Raw genomic sequence first — 13,909 nt, forward strand, 5'->3', positions numbered from 1 at the left:
ATCATGATTTTTTAAAATGCATTTGGCTCAATTTTCCAGAATTCAATAGAACCACCTACTTGGGTTTCGGGGCTTCTTAAAATAAAAATTTCATCATCAATCTGATACGTCCCGATTACTCTAGCCAGGCTAGAACCAGTGAAATCATTTTTACGATCCCACTCCAAGGTTTGCATATTCAATTCCCACATTTGATTGGACCTATTGCCTACTCCTACGAATACTTTATCTCCGATCACTGCAGCAAAGCCTCCGCCGTTGTTACCAAGTTCCCCGGGGTAACTTCCTACAATTTCCCAATTGTTGAAATTCGGATCATAATAATATAAGTTTCTAGTTTCTGGATCTATGAAGTACTGTTTTGATTGGTAGGTAAATGAAAAATCTGTACTCAAAATCTTAAATGGCGAATGACTTACAAACTCCCAATCTCCTGTGTTTGTATCAACTAGAAACGTTGCTGTTCCTTCTCCTGTATCACCTCCAGCTAAATAGAGCTTTTCATCAATTTCAAAACCAACCCCATTTATGAAGAGCAGGTCCAAGTCAGGCAGTTGGATAAACTCACCATTTTCTAACTTATAAAAGCGTTCATTATTCGGAATGGCTGCCGGCACATCTGAACCACCACCAAAAAAAGTTTTGGTAGAAAATGCTCTCCTCAATGGTGGAGAGGGTGAATCTACCTGAGTCCATTCCGTTTCTCCATAAGTCCACTTCCAAAAGGTTGAGTTCAATGTTCCAGGCTGCACAATACCCAAACCTGCATAAAAGGTTGTTGATTCTTGTAAACTTACCCCTTCTGTAAATCGGATATTGCCAGGGAACTGGGAAATTTTCGTGTAAACACCAGTTCTATATACAAAAGGCTCCTGAAAAACTATTTCTTTTGATTGAATGACAACCCTCACAGGAACTGTACTTTCATCCCCTATCGCAGGCACGCGGACTCTTAAAATCGTCTCAAAATCAACACTTACCACCTCAGCTTCAACATTTCCAAAAAAGACCTTTACATCTTCCGTTATGTTTACCCCATTGATTGTCACTACCATTCCAGGCTGACCTCTATTTGGTGAGTATTCACTTACATTAGGACTAAGCGTCTGAAGTTCAACAACATTCCCAAAAATCGTTTCACTTGGAAGGTCCACAAATGACTTGACGAAATAATTCTTCTCAATTGTCAATCCGGAAGTTTCACCTATAAACCTGCCAGGCGTCTCTCTTTCTCCAAGGGAAATAATAATCGGCTGTGAAAACCCTTCATTGTCGGAGATATAAAAACCGTGATTAGTTGCTGATATATTTTGAGTAGTTATGATTCTACCTGAAAGCCTCATCCTTTCACCACTCACCAATAATGCTTCTTCTGTGATAATTGAGGGGGCAATTTCACCTTGTTCTTCACAAGCGAAAAAAGAAAAGGCAAAAACCAAAATAACCAAAGCACTTGAAACTCTGCGGATCATTAAATTTGTGTTTTTAAAGAAGATGCTAAAAATACGGTAATATTCAATTTTAAAAAATTATTCTTCTAATGCCTCAAATCTTTTATACAAAAGCTTAGAATATGATAAGAAAATCTTTTAAAAGATTCTTGTAGTCATTTGAATATTCGCCGTTTAATTCTTTTATAGATAGACTTTTATTCAAAATTTCATTTCTATTTTTTGTAAAGGAAGAAATCTTTCTTAATATGGTTTTTTCCATACTATCTTTTATTTCAATTGATATCCGAAGAAAAAACCCCATATCAACCGCCATGTCAGTCACTATGTTGGTCTCATATTCGGGCAAGATGACCCAAAACTCTCCTTTTTCGCTCAGCAGCTGGTTTACGCCTTTTAATAAAGCCTCAAATGACAAACTATCTGTATGCAGTGCCAGATTTCTTTTCGCATTAGGAGACTTTAGGTGAGAAGCAAAATATGGCGGATTACTTACTATCAGATCGAAGCGCTCTTCATAGTTTTGAAAAAACTCATTAAAATCCTCATGCTCAAAACTCAACCTATCAAACCAAGGTGAGCTTCTCGCATTTTGATTTGCTTGTTCGAATGCATCAAAATCAATCTCTACCCCTTGAATGTATGCCTTTTCAAATCTTTGGGCCAACATTAGTGAAACCAATCCGGTACCTAACCCTATTTCAAGGATCTTAGAATAGTGCGGCTTCTCCCCAGAAAGAGCTCCTAATAAAACGCCATCAGTCCCGACCTTCATGGCACACTTGTCATGATGTACATCGAATTTTTTGAAGCGAAAAGGACGGTTAGACATTTAGACCTTAAAATAAATCAAGAAATAGAGCTTTCATAACCTAAATCCGGAGGTAAATTTCCCGATTCCGCGGCTTCCACTGCCAACTGGTCGCAGCGTTCGTTTTCAGGATTACCTGCATGACCTTTAACCCAAATCAACTTAGGCTTGTATTTGACATGAAGCGGAATATATTTTCTCCATAAATCCGGGTTTTTTTTATCCTTAAACCCTTTTTTCTGCCAACCCCACAGCCAACCTTTCTCTATAGAATCTACTACGTATTTACTATCTGAATAAATCGAAACCGGAATTCCGCTGACTTTTATTTCTTCCAATGCCTTGATGACGGCTAAGAGCTCCATACGATTATTCGTCGTAAGCCTAAAACCCTCTGAGAGCTCTTTTCTGTGTTGCCTAAATTTCATCACCACACCATATCCTCCAGGTCCTGGATTTCCTTTGGCAGCTCCATCGGTGTAAATTGTAATCATGGTGGGTTTATTTTTTTAATTTAAAGTATAGAGTCACCTGTGTTCAGGGCTGTTTTGAAAATTTTAATAGCTATTGACAAAAGGATGATTCCGAAAATCCTTCTCAAGACATCTAGGCCTGTTTTCCCTAGCTTCCTTTCAAGCCAATTGGTGCTTTTGAGAACCAGATATACTATACCGAGATTGATAATTATTCCTACTCCAATATTCAACTGGGTGTATTCGGATTTTAACGTCAGTATGGTAGTCAATGTCCCCGCTCCGGCTATCAAAGGAAACGCTATTGGCACTATTGAGGCACTGGTAGTTGATGCCTCTGGATCTGGCTTGAAAAGCTCAATTCCTAAAATCATTTCTGCACCCAATGCAAAAATAATCAAGGCTCCCGCAATCGCGAAATCCTCCACTCCTATCCCAAATAATCCCAGAATAGATTTACCTACAATCAAAAATAAAATCATCAGCACTCCCGCCGCAAGTGTTGCTTTGCTGGACTGGATATGCCCTACTTTTTTTCTAAGGTTGATTATAATAGGAATGGAACCCAAAATGTCAATCACTGAAAATAAAATCAATGTGACAGAGAAAATTTCCTTGAGATCAAACATGTCAATACTGTTTCAAGAATTGAATCAATTTATCCAATTCTGCCTCTGTGATGGCAGGGAAATTAGCAACCCTGAAACTTGTAGGTTTCAATGCTCCATAGCCTCCACCCAGTTGCATACCTTCTTTTTCTGCCGCTTTTTTGATTTGGGAGATAAACTCTTCCTTTCCTTCAACAGCCAAAACAGTAGTACTGCGGGCCTCAGCATTTTGGATCAACATTCTGAATTTTGAGGTATTGGCGATAGTATCTTCAAGCTTTCTCATTCTGGCGACCAACTTGTTTTCTACGTGCTGAATCTCCTCCAAGTCCTGCAAAACTCTTTTCAATAGGTAAATACCAAAAACATTGGGGGTGTAGTGAGTCTGATATTGGGTAGCGTTTTCCAACATAAAGTTGAGGCTATTGTACCGCCCTTTTTCCCCTTTTTTCTCTGCTTTAGATATCGCTCTTGGTGAGACCAACAGTATACCCAATCCAGCTGGAAGTCCAAAACACTTCTGTACAGATGCATACCATATATCCGCCAAAGCGAAATTCATCTCAATCCCTCCCATGGAAGATGTCGTGTCTACAGCAATGATTTTTTCCGGATACTTATTGGCTATAGCGGAAATAGATTCCATCCTTACCTGAGTTGCATTGGAAGTCTCATTTTGTGTAATGGCAATCAGGTCGTAATCTGCCCCGATTTCCAGGTTGGAAACATCGATGGTTTCATCTGGATTTATTTTATGGGCATAGGTTTTGGGTTCGATATGCTTGGCATAATCGTACCATTTTTTACCAAAAGATCCAGAAAAAAGATGGTAACCTGCTGACTCAACCACTGACTGAGTGATGATTTCCCAGTTTTCTGTAGCGGATGAAGTGAACAACAGTTTATAATCATCAGGCAAATGAAGCTTTTCCCTGAAAAGGGTCTCTGTCTCCTGATAAAGATTCATAAAGACTGCTGAACGATGGTTGGCACTTAGAATGCCTTTTTCATATGCATCCTGCATATATTCCGGCAGTTTATCGTAAACCTTAGAAGGTCCTGCTGCAAAAGTCAACATCATATTTTTGGATTAAGAAAATAAGAAATAGCCAATTCATAACCTTTCAAGCCCAAGCCAGAAATCATCCCTATACACTCTTTGCTGATGATGCTTTTGTGTCTGAATTCCTCTCGCTTGTAGATATTGGAAATATGTACTTCCATCACTGGTGACTTTACTCCTGCAATAGCATCAGAAATAGCCACGGAGGTATGCGTATAGCCTCCTGCGTTGAGGATGATTCCATCGTATTCGAATCCGATCTCGTGTATCTTATCAATTAAGTCTCCTTCCACATTGGATTGGAAATACTCTAACTCCAAAGAGGAATACTTGGCTTGAAGTGTGCTGAAGTACTCCTCAAAAGAAGTGCTGCCATAAATCTCAGGCTCTCTCTTTCCAAGGAGGTTAAGGTTTGGCCCATTGATGATGATTATTTTCAAAGCTTGATTGTTTACTGGTTTGAGGTTTCAAAAGTATCAGTTATTTGCCACATTGCCCAAAAACATTGCCTCTAGCAATTTTTTATTTTTGATGAATTTTGTTCAATATTGATGTGAATTCTTTTTCTAGTCAGTTTGAAATGAAAAAACCAAAACAAGTAACCTTCACAACACTTTTGATCCAAACAGCAATTTCTGGATTGATCATTTCCTTGATTCATTATTTCTGGCTACAAAGCGAGCCAAGTTTCGGTAATACAGGGATTTCCTTTTTGGTTTTTTGCGCCGTCAACCTGACTATCATGAGCTTGATGTATAAAATCAACCCATTTAAGCGAAGATTTCAAAGTCCATATAAAGACTAAACTGTTGTGGCAAAATCTTGGGACCAACTGATCCGTCAATTCCAACACTATCTCAAAATCGAAAGGTCTTTGAGTGAAAATTCCATTATTGCCTACCTGCAGGATATGGATAAATTCAGTGGATACATGGAGAAAAACCACCCCGACACAGGTCCGCTGGAAGTTCGGCTCGAACATCTCCGGTATTTTGTAAATGGCTTGGCCCAACTGGAAATTTCAGCATACACACAATCACGAATAATTTCAGGGATAAAAGCCTTTTTCAGGTTCATGATGTACGAAGATCTGATCAGTGAGGACCCTTCTCAGCTTTTAGAATCTCCCAAGCTAGGCAGAAAACTACCTGACACCTTAAGTTTCCAGGAAATCACCTCCATTTTAGAAAGTATTCCTCTTGGGGAAAAAGAAGGCCACCGAAACAGGGCCATGCTTGAAATCCTATACTCTTCTGGACTTAGAGTGACAGAGTTGATTGAGTTGAAAATATCCAATGTGTATGCAGATGTGGGTTTTTTGAGGGTAATAGGAAAGGGAAATAAAGAAAGACTTGTCCCTGTTGGCAGGGATGCTTTGAAATACCTCAAATACTACACAGAAGAAATCAGGCCTCATGTAAAACCGGTCAAAGGACATGAGGAATTTGTTTTTCTAAACCGCCGAGGCAAAAAACTGAGCCGTGTGATGATTTTTTTGATCATCAAAAAACAGGTTGAAGCCATTGGGTTGAAAAAAAATGTAAGCCCCCATACTTTCAGGCATAGCTTTGCTACGCACATGATAGAAGGAGGCGCAGACTTGAGGGCCGTCCAGGAAATGCTAGGCCATGAAAGTATTACTACCACCGAAATTTACACTCACCTTGACCGGGACTATCTGAGGCAGGTATTAAATGAATTTCATCCAAGAAAGTAAGGTTTGTCTATTTTATTGTAAAAAAGATTAGTTTTACACACACCCCTAACAGCTTTATAATGAAACAGTTGTTCTTGATCTTTTTGGTTTTCTGTTGTTTCACTTCTCATTCAGGATTCAGTCAGGAAGAGACCCGTTCGGGCTTGATGATGTTTCATGTATCTAATGGCAATATCCGCTTTATTCCAGCATTAAGAAGAGTTACTGTCGTGGATAAAAATGGAGTGAGGGCAAAGGGTGAATTAAGGGTCTTCTCTAAGGAGGAAGTCTATGTAAACGGAAAGACATTCAAAATTGGAGATATAGCAAAAATCAAGAGAACCCAATGGGTACCAAAATCGCAGGTGCCGGTTTGATTGGCCTAGGATTGACGGTCATCCAACTAGAGCTGATTTTTGGTGCAGCTGTCGCATCTATCCCCATCCCACCTGCTGATGAACCAAAAACAGTAAGCATCTCTCCTACTGGTTTTGTTTTAATTGGTAGTTCGCTACCTTTTTTTCTTTATCCCCCTACTTACAGAAAGGAAAAATGGATTTTTGAAGCGCTAATACCAAGATCTCCTACATAAAACGCTAAATCGATAGTTAAAACTTGATTAATAAATTGTTTTAACTTAAGAAATAATTTATTTTTAGGTAACTAACTGGCTTCTACTATGAAAACTTTAGCTTTTTTTTTGACAGGTTTCTTATTATTAGTTGTTTTTCAAACAGCAATTGCACAAGAGGCTGCATCCTCAGGATTAAGGATGATTCACCAACAAACTGGTAAAACCAAATTCATCCCGGAAAATAAAAGAGTTACATTAACTCATTACAGAGGCTTTAAATCAAGCGGGAAACTAGAGGTAGTTTCAAAAGAGGAAGTAATTGTTCATGGCAGAAGGTTTAAAGTAGATGAGTTGTCGAAAGTGCGTAGGAATTTTATCGGAGCAAAAATAGTCGGAGCGATATTATTTGTAGGAGGACAGACTGTCATTCAGGTAGAAAAATCAGTTTCGTCCGGTATGTTTGATAGGGATATTGAGGAATTACAGGAACCGCAGATTTCTGCTGCTGGCTTTATTATCATGGGTGCCTCACTTCCTTTCCTGCTTTATGCCCCAAATTACAAGCAGGATAAGTGGGTTTATGAAGCCATTCCAAGTCAGTCTGGTATTTAATTCTATTTTTAGACAGAATAAATAATTCAAGTAAAAATCATTTTAATTTAATCTATTCCGAGGCAAACTCTATTTTTGCACTGACCAAAAACTTGTCTTGTGTACAAATCTATCCTCAAACCTCTCTTATTTAAGCAAAACCCTGAAGATGCACATCATTTCACCTTCAGTTGGATCAAGCGGACATTTAACCTTCCCTTGATAAAAAATATTATTAAAGGATTTTTTGATTATGACCATCCCTCTTTGGAAAGGGAGGTTTTTGGTTTGAAATTCAAAAACCCTGTAGGCTTAGCTGCAGGATTTGATAAAGATGCCAAGTTGATTGATGAAATGTCTTTGTTAGGATTTGGTTTTATAGAAATCGGCACCCTGACACCCAAGCCTCAGGATGGAAATCCAAAGCCTAGGCTTTTCAGGTTACCAGAAGATCAGGCCTTGATCAATAGAATGGGATTCAACAATGGTGGCGTAGAAGCAGCAGTGATGAGGCTTAAATCAAGAAAATCTAAGGTTTTGATCGGAGGAAATATCGGTAAAAACAAAGTCACACCAAATGAAAACGCGGTGGATGATTATATCAATTGCTTAGATGCCCTACATCCCTATGTAGATTATTTTGTAGTTAACGTCAGTTCTCCAAATACGCCAAATCTTAGAGAGCTTCAAGAAAAAGAACCATTGAAAAACTTGCTTGCAGCCGTCAAAAAAGCGAACGAAGAGCACAAAGATCCCAAACCTATTCTTTTAAAAATCGCACCTGACCTCACTGTAGGGCAATTGGATGACATTGTTGAAATCATAATAGAGACAAAAATTGACGGGGTAATAGCGACCAACACCACCATTGACAGGAGTGTGCTCAAAACTGCCGTCGAGAAAGTTACAGCGATTGGAGCGGGAGGTGTGAGCGGTAAAGTATTGTCCAAAAAAAGTACAGAGGTCATCAAATATCTTCACCGGCAATCTAAGGGGGCTTTCCCAATAATTGGAGTAGGTGGCATTTATTCTGCCAAGGATGCCATAGAAAAACTGGAAGCAGGTGCTTCCTTGGTACAGGTGTACTCGGGCATGATTTATGAAGGACCAAGCTTGGTAAAAGAAATCAAAAAGGGATTGGCAGAGTATTATCAACTTCAAAAAAGATAATTTCTGTATATTTCACTTATTCTTGCATTCAACAGAGAGATAATAATCAACAATGGCTTCAGAGAAACCAAGAGAAAATACTTTTCGAAGGAAAAACAGTCCAAAGTCCACTACAAAAGAAAGGGTTAAAAGAAACTTTTCTATGGGCTTTCTTAAAGACAAAAGAATCCCCCTGACTTTTGGGATTATTCTTCTTTCCCTATCACTTTTTTTATTCTTTGCATTCATCAGCTACCTTTTTGAAGGGAATGCTGATCAAAGTTTAGTGGCCTCGGAATTAGAAGAGGATATAAGGAGCACAGCTTCAGAAGCAAGGAATTGGTTGGGGCTTTTTGGTGCTCAGATTTCATATGTGATTATTCATAAATGGTTTGGGATTGCAGCTTTTCTGCTGCCTCCTTTTATATTCCTTTTAGGCTTCAATATGGCCTTCAAAAAGTCACTTTATTCCATCCCTAGATATTTGGTTTTTGCATTGTTTTTCACCTTTTGGCTTTGTTTGGTAACTGGATATTTAGGCAAGATTTCTACTGGCTACAATTCCTATGCGGATTGGAGTGGCGGATTTGGATATGAGCTAGGCAAATTAGCAGAAGAGTTTTTGGGCTGGGGCACCTTTATTCTTATTGGGGGATCACTTCTGATTTTTAGTGTGTTCTTTTTTAACATTCAACAATTGAATCTTTTTGGCAGTGCCAGAAGAGAAGATGAAGAAGACTTTGAACTGGAGAAGAAACCTTCAAAAGCCAAATCTCCATTTGATCAGGTAGAAGAGGAACCTGTACTGAATGAATTTGAAGAGGAGTCGCTGTTGGTGGAAGAAGATGATGGACTGGAAGATGATGGGAGTTCTTGGACCATCAAGTCAGACAAGGCCACTGATAAAGCAAAGTCTGGCTCCCAAGAGTTGGCCTTGAATATTGAGAGTACAGTACCCGAAAAAACCATCGAAGAACCTCCTGTTGAAGAAAAGAAGTTTTCGGTAACCAAAGCTGATGGTGAAGAAAAAACAGCTGTCGAGGTCCAAAATCTAGACCCTTATGACCCAACTTTAGACTTACCGCATTACAAGTATCCAACTCTTGAATTGCTCAATTCTTACGATCTGCAAAAGGTAACGGTGACTCGTCAAGAACTGGAAGATAATAAGAACAAGATTGTAGAAACCCTGGTCAATTTTAAGATTGGGATTCAGGAAATCAAGGCTACCATTGGACCTACAGTAACATTGTATGAAATTGTCCCCGATCCAGGAGTTAAGATTTCCAAAATCAAGAACCTCGAGGATGATATTGCACTAAGCTTGGCTGCCTTGGGCATTAGAATCATCGCTCCTATCCCCGGAAAAGGCACTATAGGCATTGAAGTACCCAATAAAAACAGGGAACTCGTGCCAGCTAGAGCTGTAATTGGGACAGAGAAGTTCATGAAAAGTGACAAGGATTTGCCTATAGCCCTGGGAAAAACCATCTCAAACGAAGTATTCGTAGTGGATTTGGCCAAAATGCCTCACTTACTTATGGCTGGAGCAACTGGACAAGGTAAGTCAGTAGGATTAAACATGATTTTGGCTTCCTTGGTATACAAGAAACACCCTTCCCAATTAAAATTTGTATTGGTCGATCCTAAAAAGGTGGAATTGACCCTTTTCAATAAAATAGAAAGGCACTTTCTAGCCAAACTTCCGGGCTCAGAAGAGGCAATCATAACCGATACCAAAAAGGTAATATATACCCTCAACTCCCTATGTATAGAGATGGACAACAGGTATGACATGTTGAAAGATGCCGGTTGCAGAAACCTCAAAGAGTACAACGCTAAATTTATTGCCCGTAAACTCAATCCTGACAAAGGGCATAGGTTTATGCCATATATCGTCTTGGTAATTGATGAATTGGCAGATTTGATGATGACCGCCGGCAAGGAAATAGAAGCTCCGATAGCCCGTCTAGCCCAGTTGGCAAGAGCGATAGGCATACACTTGGTTGTAGCTACGCAGCGTCCTTCGGTCAATGTCATCACAGGTATCATCAAGGCCAATTTCCCTGCAAGGTTATCATTCCGTGTAACTTCCAAAATTGACAGTAGAACAATCTTGGATTCAGGAGGTGCGGATCAGTTGATCGGTCAGGGGGATATGCTACTGTCTTCAGGTTCAGAAGTTACCAGGTTGCAATGTGCCTTCTTGGACACACCGGAAGTAGATGCGATCTGTGATTGGATCGGTGAACAAAAAGGATATTCTGACGCTTATTTGCTGCCGGAATTTGAAGGAGAAGACAGTGACAGTGGGCTGGCAGATATCGACTTGGCGGATAGAGATCCACTTTTTGATGATGCAGCAAGACTTATTGTAATGCATCAACAAGGCAGTACATCTTTGATTCAGCGTAAATTAAAACTCGGGTACAACCGTGCGGGAAGGATTGTAGATCAATTGGAGGCTGCAGGAATTGTAGGCTCATTTGAAGGCAGCAAGGCCCGAGAAGTCTTGGTACAGGATGAAGCAAGTTTGGAACGGTTATTGAACAATTTGTAACACCTTGTGCTTTTACCCATCAGGGTTTAATTAAATATTATAATGACCAGAAAAATTACGCTAATCGCATTATTCTTATCTTTTTTTTCAACAGTTGCTTTTTCACAAAAAGACGCTGAAGCAAAAAAAATACTGGATGATGTAAGCACAAAATACAAATCACTCAAGGGCCTTCAAGCCAGTTTTGAATTCACCTATGCCGATGTGTCTGACGGAAGGAGCCAGTCCCAATCAGGCGAAATATCCATCAAAGGGGACAAATACCATCTTAAACTTCCTGAGCAGGAAATTTTCAACAATGGAAAAACAGTATGGACTTATATTGAGTCCAGCGGTTACAAAGAAGTCACCATCAACAATGCCTCTGAAATGGAAGATGAATTGACGCCTTCCTCTGTCTATACCATCTACCAAAAAGGATACAATTACAGGCTGTTGGGTGAAAGGAAAGAAAATGGTTCGACCATACAAGAAATAGAACTTACGGCAGAGAAGTCAAATGCTCCATTCCAAAGAGTCAAACTTTTTGCAGATAAGGAGAAAAAAGATTTGGTAGGTTGGGAAATTTATGATGACCAAGGAGGTGTATTCAAATATCGGTTTAAGTCAGTCAATACCAATGTGGATCTTGCAGACAGCTATTTTACTTTCAATCCACAGAAATACGGTAAAGTTGAAATTATAGACCTGCGCTGATTTTAATTGATAAATCAGCGCAGATATTTTTTTATCCTTATTTTTGGGAAAAACACCCAAAATGAACAGAAAAGAACTTTTCAAGCACATCCAGAATAAGAAATCATTTTTATGCGTGGGCCTCGACACAGATTTGAGCAAGATCCCCGTCCACCTTCTCAAAGAAAAAGACCCTGTTTTTGAATTCAACAAACAGATAATAGATCATACTATAGATTACGCCGTGGCTTACAAGCCAAATATCGCCTTCTATGAAGCCTTGGGTCCAAAAGGCTGGGAAAGCCTTCAAAAAACATTAGAATATATCCCTAAAGACATTTTCACTATCTCAGACGCTAAGCGTGGTGATATAGGAAATACTTCAAAATTATATGCAAAGGCATTTTTTGAAGCTATGAATTTTGACTCCATTACTGTGGCTCCGTATATGGGGAGGGATAGTGTTTTGCCGTTTTTAGATTTTGAAAATAAGTGGGTGATATTGCTGGCCTTAACCTCAAACGAGGGAAGCGAAGATTTTCAACTGATCCAATCTAATAAAGGAGAATTTTTATTTGAATCAGTCTTGAGAAAAAGTGCTGAATGGGGAAATCCGGACAACCTAATGTATGTAGTAGGTGCTACACGCGGAGAAAATATCGCCAAAGTCAGAGCTCTGGTTCCTGACAATTTCTTTTTGGTACCCGGTGTGGGTGCACAAGGCGGAAGTTTGGAAGAAGTGGCCAAGTATGGCATGAATGATCATTGCGGCTTACTGGTCAATTCCTCCCGAGGGATTATCTATGCGGGAAAAGATCTGGATTTTGGCAAACAAGCTGAAAGAGAATCGAGAATTTTACGAGATGAAATGGAAAAACTATTAGAAAAATATCTCTGATTTTTAGAATCTCTTGGCGCTGATATTGGCCTGAAGCTCGATTTTAAGGTCTAAAAGAGAAACATCGTTTCTTTTGATTTCTATGGGATTTTCAAAAATCCTTAATCTTATGTCCTCCGGTTTTTCTTCTTGGTAATACTCCATCAAAGCCAACACTGTATCTTGATCGGGAACTTCCATTTTGACTTTCACAATTCCATCCTGAATCATATCGAGTTTTTTGGCAGCCCCTCTGGAAAGATCTATGCTCCTTTTAGAAGATTGAGGCAAGCGGTCGTTGATACGAACCCATACTTCTTTGCCATTTTTGAGGTTAGTCACTTTAAGTAAAGTCCCAAACGGAAGGTTTTTGTGTGCAGCTGTCAATTCTTCCATGTTGAAAATCTCACCATTGGCAGTTTTTTTATTATGGAATCTTTTCCCATAAAAACTGGCCACACCTTCTTGGATGACCAATTCTTCATTACCGTTTTCGGTGCCATTACCGGAAAAGCCAAGAAGAGGCAGACACAAAAGAAATATAAAAAGGCTGTATTTTTTCATATGCGGCAATTAAGCAATTTACAGACCAATTTTTTTAAAATGAAAAAAATCACCTTTTTTTAAAGGACATAACAGAAGAAAAAAAGTTTACGTATATTTCATAATAACTTACGTATATGGCTAAAAAACTCACCCTCAATGTTGACGAACATGTAATTGAACAGGCTAAGATATACGCCCATAAAACAGGCAGAAGTCTTTCGGCTCTGGTAGAAACATATTTGAAAAATCTGGTGAATCACCAGCAACCTGATACATCCATGGAGGAGAAGATCAAAAGGCTTTCTGGAAAAATCCAGCTACCTGCTGATTTTGACGAAAAAAAAATACTTTCAGATTATTTAACCCTTAAACATCTGAAATGAAAGTTTTCCTAGATACTAATATCCTTATAGATTTTTTATCTGACAGGGGGGCATTCACAAAATATGCGACCGAGATCTTTCTATTCAGTGCACCAAAAAAAGTTTGGCTTCACAGCTCTACTCATACTATCGCCACCACATATTATATTCTCAAAAAATTTACAGACGAAAAATCTCTCCGATTAAAATTACTCGATTTAATACAAATGATTGAGGTGCTTGATGTGACTAGAGCCCAACTCAAAAAGGCTCTAATTTCAGATTTTAGTGATTTCGAAGACGCTCTCCAAATTTTTAATGCTGATTCTATTTCTGGGGTAGATTATATCGTCACACGCAACCTTAAAGATTTCAAAGACTCTCCAATTCCTGCTATCGCTCCTGATGAGTTTATGGAATTGATTCAAAGGTTAAAACCTTAAAACATTATTAAAAGCATCCTATTTTTAAAC

18 protein-coding genes are annotated in these 13,909 nt (G+C 39.0%); 11 read left to right on the top strand and 7 right to left on the bottom strand.

Going from position 1 to position 13,909, the window contains the following annotated elements:
* Positions 1-11: 11 nt before the first annotated feature.
* The 6 genes from CLW00_RS14080 to aroQ form a co-directional block, all read right to left on the bottom strand.
* Entirely contained in the window at positions 12-1,472 is a 1,461-nt protein-coding gene (locus tag CLW00_RS14080; RefSeq protein WP_106134339.1) for an IPT/TIG domain-containing protein, read from the bottom strand.
* A 94-nt stretch (positions 1,473-1,566) separates the two neighbouring features.
* On the bottom strand, positions 1,567-2,283 hold the full coding sequence (locus tag CLW00_RS14085; RefSeq protein ID WP_106134340.1) for a tRNA1(Val) (adenine(37)-N6)-methyltransferase: 717 nt from the start codon (positions 2,281-2,283) through the stop codon (positions 1,567-1,569).
* A gap of 17 nt (positions 2,284-2,300) precedes the next feature.
* Positions 2,301-2,756 (bottom strand): ribonuclease HI, encoded by a 456-nt coding sequence (rnhA, locus tag CLW00_RS14090; RefSeq protein WP_106134341.1) that lies wholly within the window; start codon positions 2,754-2,756, stop codon positions 2,301-2,303.
* Positions 2,757-2,776: 20 nt separating this feature from the next.
* Complete coding sequence (locus CLW00_RS14095) at positions 2,777-3,364, bottom strand: MarC family protein (protein WP_106134342.1); 588 nt, start codon at positions 3,362-3,364, stop codon at positions 2,777-2,779.
* A gap of 1 nt (position 3,365) precedes the next feature.
* Positions 3,366-4,421, bottom strand: coding sequence for an aminotransferase class V-fold PLP-dependent enzyme (locus CLW00_RS14100; RefSeq protein ID WP_106134343.1), 1,056 nt, complete (start codon positions 4,419-4,421; stop codon positions 3,366-3,368).
* A complete protein-coding gene (gene aroQ / locus CLW00_RS14105) occupies positions 4,421-4,846 on the bottom strand; it encodes a type II 3-dehydroquinate dehydratase (RefSeq protein ID WP_106134344.1) in 426 nt (141 codons plus the stop codon). The genes CLW00_RS14100 and aroQ overlap by 1 nt, the downstream gene beginning before the upstream one ends.
* 140 nt (positions 4,847-4,986) lie before the next feature.
* On the opposite strand from aroQ, the gene CLW00_RS14110 reads away from it, so the two are divergent.
* The 9 genes from CLW00_RS14110 to pyrF all read left to right on the top strand — a co-directional run bounded on the left by CLW00_RS14110 (position 4,987) and on the right by pyrF (position 12,549).
* Positions 4,987-5,211, top strand: coding sequence for a hypothetical protein (locus CLW00_RS14110; RefSeq protein ID WP_146131429.1), 225 nt, complete (start codon positions 4,987-4,989; stop codon positions 5,209-5,211).
* A gap of 6 nt (positions 5,212-5,217) precedes the next feature.
* Positions 5,218-6,123, top strand: coding sequence for a site-specific tyrosine recombinase XerD (gene xerD / locus CLW00_RS14115; RefSeq protein ID WP_106134346.1), 906 nt, complete (start codon positions 5,218-5,220; stop codon positions 6,121-6,123).
* A 59-nt stretch (positions 6,124-6,182) separates the two neighbouring features.
* Complete coding sequence (locus CLW00_RS14120) at positions 6,183-6,479, top strand: hypothetical protein (RefSeq protein ID WP_106134347.1); 297 nt, start codon at positions 6,183-6,185, stop codon at positions 6,477-6,479.
* Entirely contained in the window at positions 6,449-6,694 is a 246-nt protein-coding gene (locus tag CLW00_RS14125; RefSeq protein WP_106134348.1) for a hypothetical protein, read from the top strand. The genes CLW00_RS14120 and CLW00_RS14125 overlap by 31 nt, the downstream gene beginning before the upstream one ends.
* An 87-nt stretch (positions 6,695-6,781) precedes the next feature.
* Complete coding sequence (locus CLW00_RS14130; RefSeq protein ID WP_106134349.1) at positions 6,782-7,288, top strand: hypothetical protein; 507 nt, start codon at positions 6,782-6,784, stop codon at positions 7,286-7,288.
* Between the two features lie 99 nt (positions 7,289-7,387).
* Positions 7,388-8,437, top strand: a complete 1,050-nt coding sequence (locus CLW00_RS14135) for a quinone-dependent dihydroorotate dehydrogenase (protein ID WP_106134350.1) — start codon at positions 7,388-7,390, stop codon at positions 8,435-8,437.
* A gap of 52 nt (positions 8,438-8,489) precedes the next feature.
* Complete coding sequence (locus CLW00_RS14140; RefSeq protein ID WP_106134351.1) at positions 8,490-10,976, top strand: FtsK/SpoIIIE family DNA translocase; 2,487 nt, start codon at positions 8,490-8,492, stop codon at positions 10,974-10,976.
* 42 nt (positions 10,977-11,018) lie between these two features.
* Positions 11,019-11,672 carry an outer membrane lipoprotein periplasmic chaperone LolA1 gene (gene lolA1 / locus CLW00_RS14145; protein ID WP_106134352.1) on the top strand — a complete coding sequence of 218 codons (654 nt, stop codon included), beginning with the start codon at positions 11,019-11,021 and terminating at the stop codon, positions 11,670-11,672.
* A 61-nt stretch (positions 11,673-11,733) separates the two neighbouring features.
* A complete protein-coding gene (pyrF, locus tag CLW00_RS14150) occupies positions 11,734-12,549 on the top strand; it encodes an orotidine-5'-phosphate decarboxylase (protein ID WP_106134353.1) in 816 nt (271 codons plus the stop codon).
* A 3-nt stretch (positions 12,550-12,552) separates the two neighbouring features.
* On the opposite strand, the gene CLW00_RS14155 is transcribed toward pyrF, so the two are convergent.
* The gene (locus CLW00_RS14155) at positions 12,553-13,092 is read right to left on the bottom strand and encodes a septal ring lytic transglycosylase RlpA family protein (protein ID WP_106134354.1); all 540 of its coding nucleotides are present in this window, start codon (positions 13,090-13,092) and stop codon (positions 12,553-12,555) included.
* 116 nt (positions 13,093-13,208) lie between these two features.
* Here CLW00_RS14155 and CLW00_RS14160 point away from each other — a divergent pair, with 116 nt between their 5' ends.
* The gene (locus CLW00_RS14160) at positions 13,209-13,457 is read left to right on the top strand and encodes a DUF6364 family protein (RefSeq protein ID WP_106134355.1); all 249 of its coding nucleotides are present in this window, start codon (positions 13,209-13,211) and stop codon (positions 13,455-13,457) included.
* Positions 13,454-13,879: a type II toxin-antitoxin system VapC family toxin gene (locus CLW00_RS14165; protein ID WP_106134356.1), complete on the top strand. Its 426-nt coding sequence runs from the start codon at positions 13,454-13,456 to the stop codon at positions 13,877-13,879. The genes CLW00_RS14160 and CLW00_RS14165 overlap by 4 nt, the downstream gene beginning before the upstream one ends.
* Positions 13,880-13,909: the final 30 nt, after the last annotated feature.

The organism is Mongoliibacter ruber (genome assembly GCF_003003005.1).
In the GTDB taxonomy this organism is placed as follows: Bacteria; Bacteroidota; Bacteroidia; order Cytophagales; family Cyclobacteriaceae; genus Mongoliibacter; species Mongoliibacter ruber.

Excerpts from the sequence above, each read along its gene's own strand:
- CLW00_RS14080 (WP_106134339.1), bottom strand. The coding sequence starts at position 1,472 with ATGATCCGCAGAGTTTCAAGTGCTTTGGTTATTTTGGTTTTTGCCTTT.
- CLW00_RS14085 (WP_106134340.1), bottom strand. The coding sequence starts at position 2,283 with ATGTCTAACCGTCCTTTTCGCTTCAAAAAATTCGATGTACATCATGAC.
- rnhA (WP_106134341.1), bottom strand. The coding sequence starts at position 2,756 with ATGATTACAATTTACACCGATGGAGCTGCCAAAGGAAATCCAGGACCT.
- CLW00_RS14095 (WP_106134342.1), bottom strand. The coding sequence starts at position 3,364 with ATGTTTGATCTCAAGGAAATTTTCTCTGTCACATTGATTTTATTTTCA.
- CLW00_RS14100 (WP_106134343.1), bottom strand. The coding sequence starts at position 4,421 with ATGTTGACTTTTGCAGCAGGACCTTCTAAGGTTTACGATAAACTGCCG.
- CLW00_RS14110 (WP_146131429.1), top strand. The coding sequence starts at position 4,987 with ATGAAAAAACCAAAACAAGTAACCTTCACAACACTTTTGATCCAAACA.
- CLW00_RS14120 (WP_106134347.1), top strand. The coding sequence starts at position 6,183 with ATGAAACAGTTGTTCTTGATCTTTTTGGTTTTCTGTTGTTTCACTTCT.
- CLW00_RS14125 (WP_106134348.1), top strand. The coding sequence starts at position 6,449 with ATGGGTACCAAAATCGCAGGTGCCGGTTTGATTGGCCTAGGATTGACG.
- CLW00_RS14130 (WP_106134349.1), top strand. The coding sequence starts at position 6,782 with ATGAAAACTTTAGCTTTTTTTTTGACAGGTTTCTTATTATTAGTTGTT.
- CLW00_RS14140 (WP_106134351.1), top strand. The coding sequence starts at position 8,490 with ATGGCTTCAGAGAAACCAAGAGAAAATACTTTTCGAAGGAAAAACAGT.
- lolA1 (WP_106134352.1), top strand. The coding sequence starts at position 11,019 with ATGACCAGAAAAATTACGCTAATCGCATTATTCTTATCTTTTTTTTCA.
- pyrF (WP_106134353.1), top strand. The coding sequence starts at position 11,734 with ATGAACAGAAAAGAACTTTTCAAGCACATCCAGAATAAGAAATCATTT.
- CLW00_RS14155 (WP_106134354.1), bottom strand. The coding sequence starts at position 13,092 with ATGAAAAAATACAGCCTTTTTATATTTCTTTTGTGTCTGCCTCTTCTT.
- CLW00_RS14160 (WP_106134355.1), top strand. The coding sequence starts at position 13,209 with ATGGCTAAAAAACTCACCCTCAATGTTGACGAACATGTAATTGAACAG.
- CLW00_RS14165 (WP_106134356.1), top strand. The coding sequence starts at position 13,454 with ATGAAAGTTTTCCTAGATACTAATATCCTTATAGATTTTTTATCTGAC.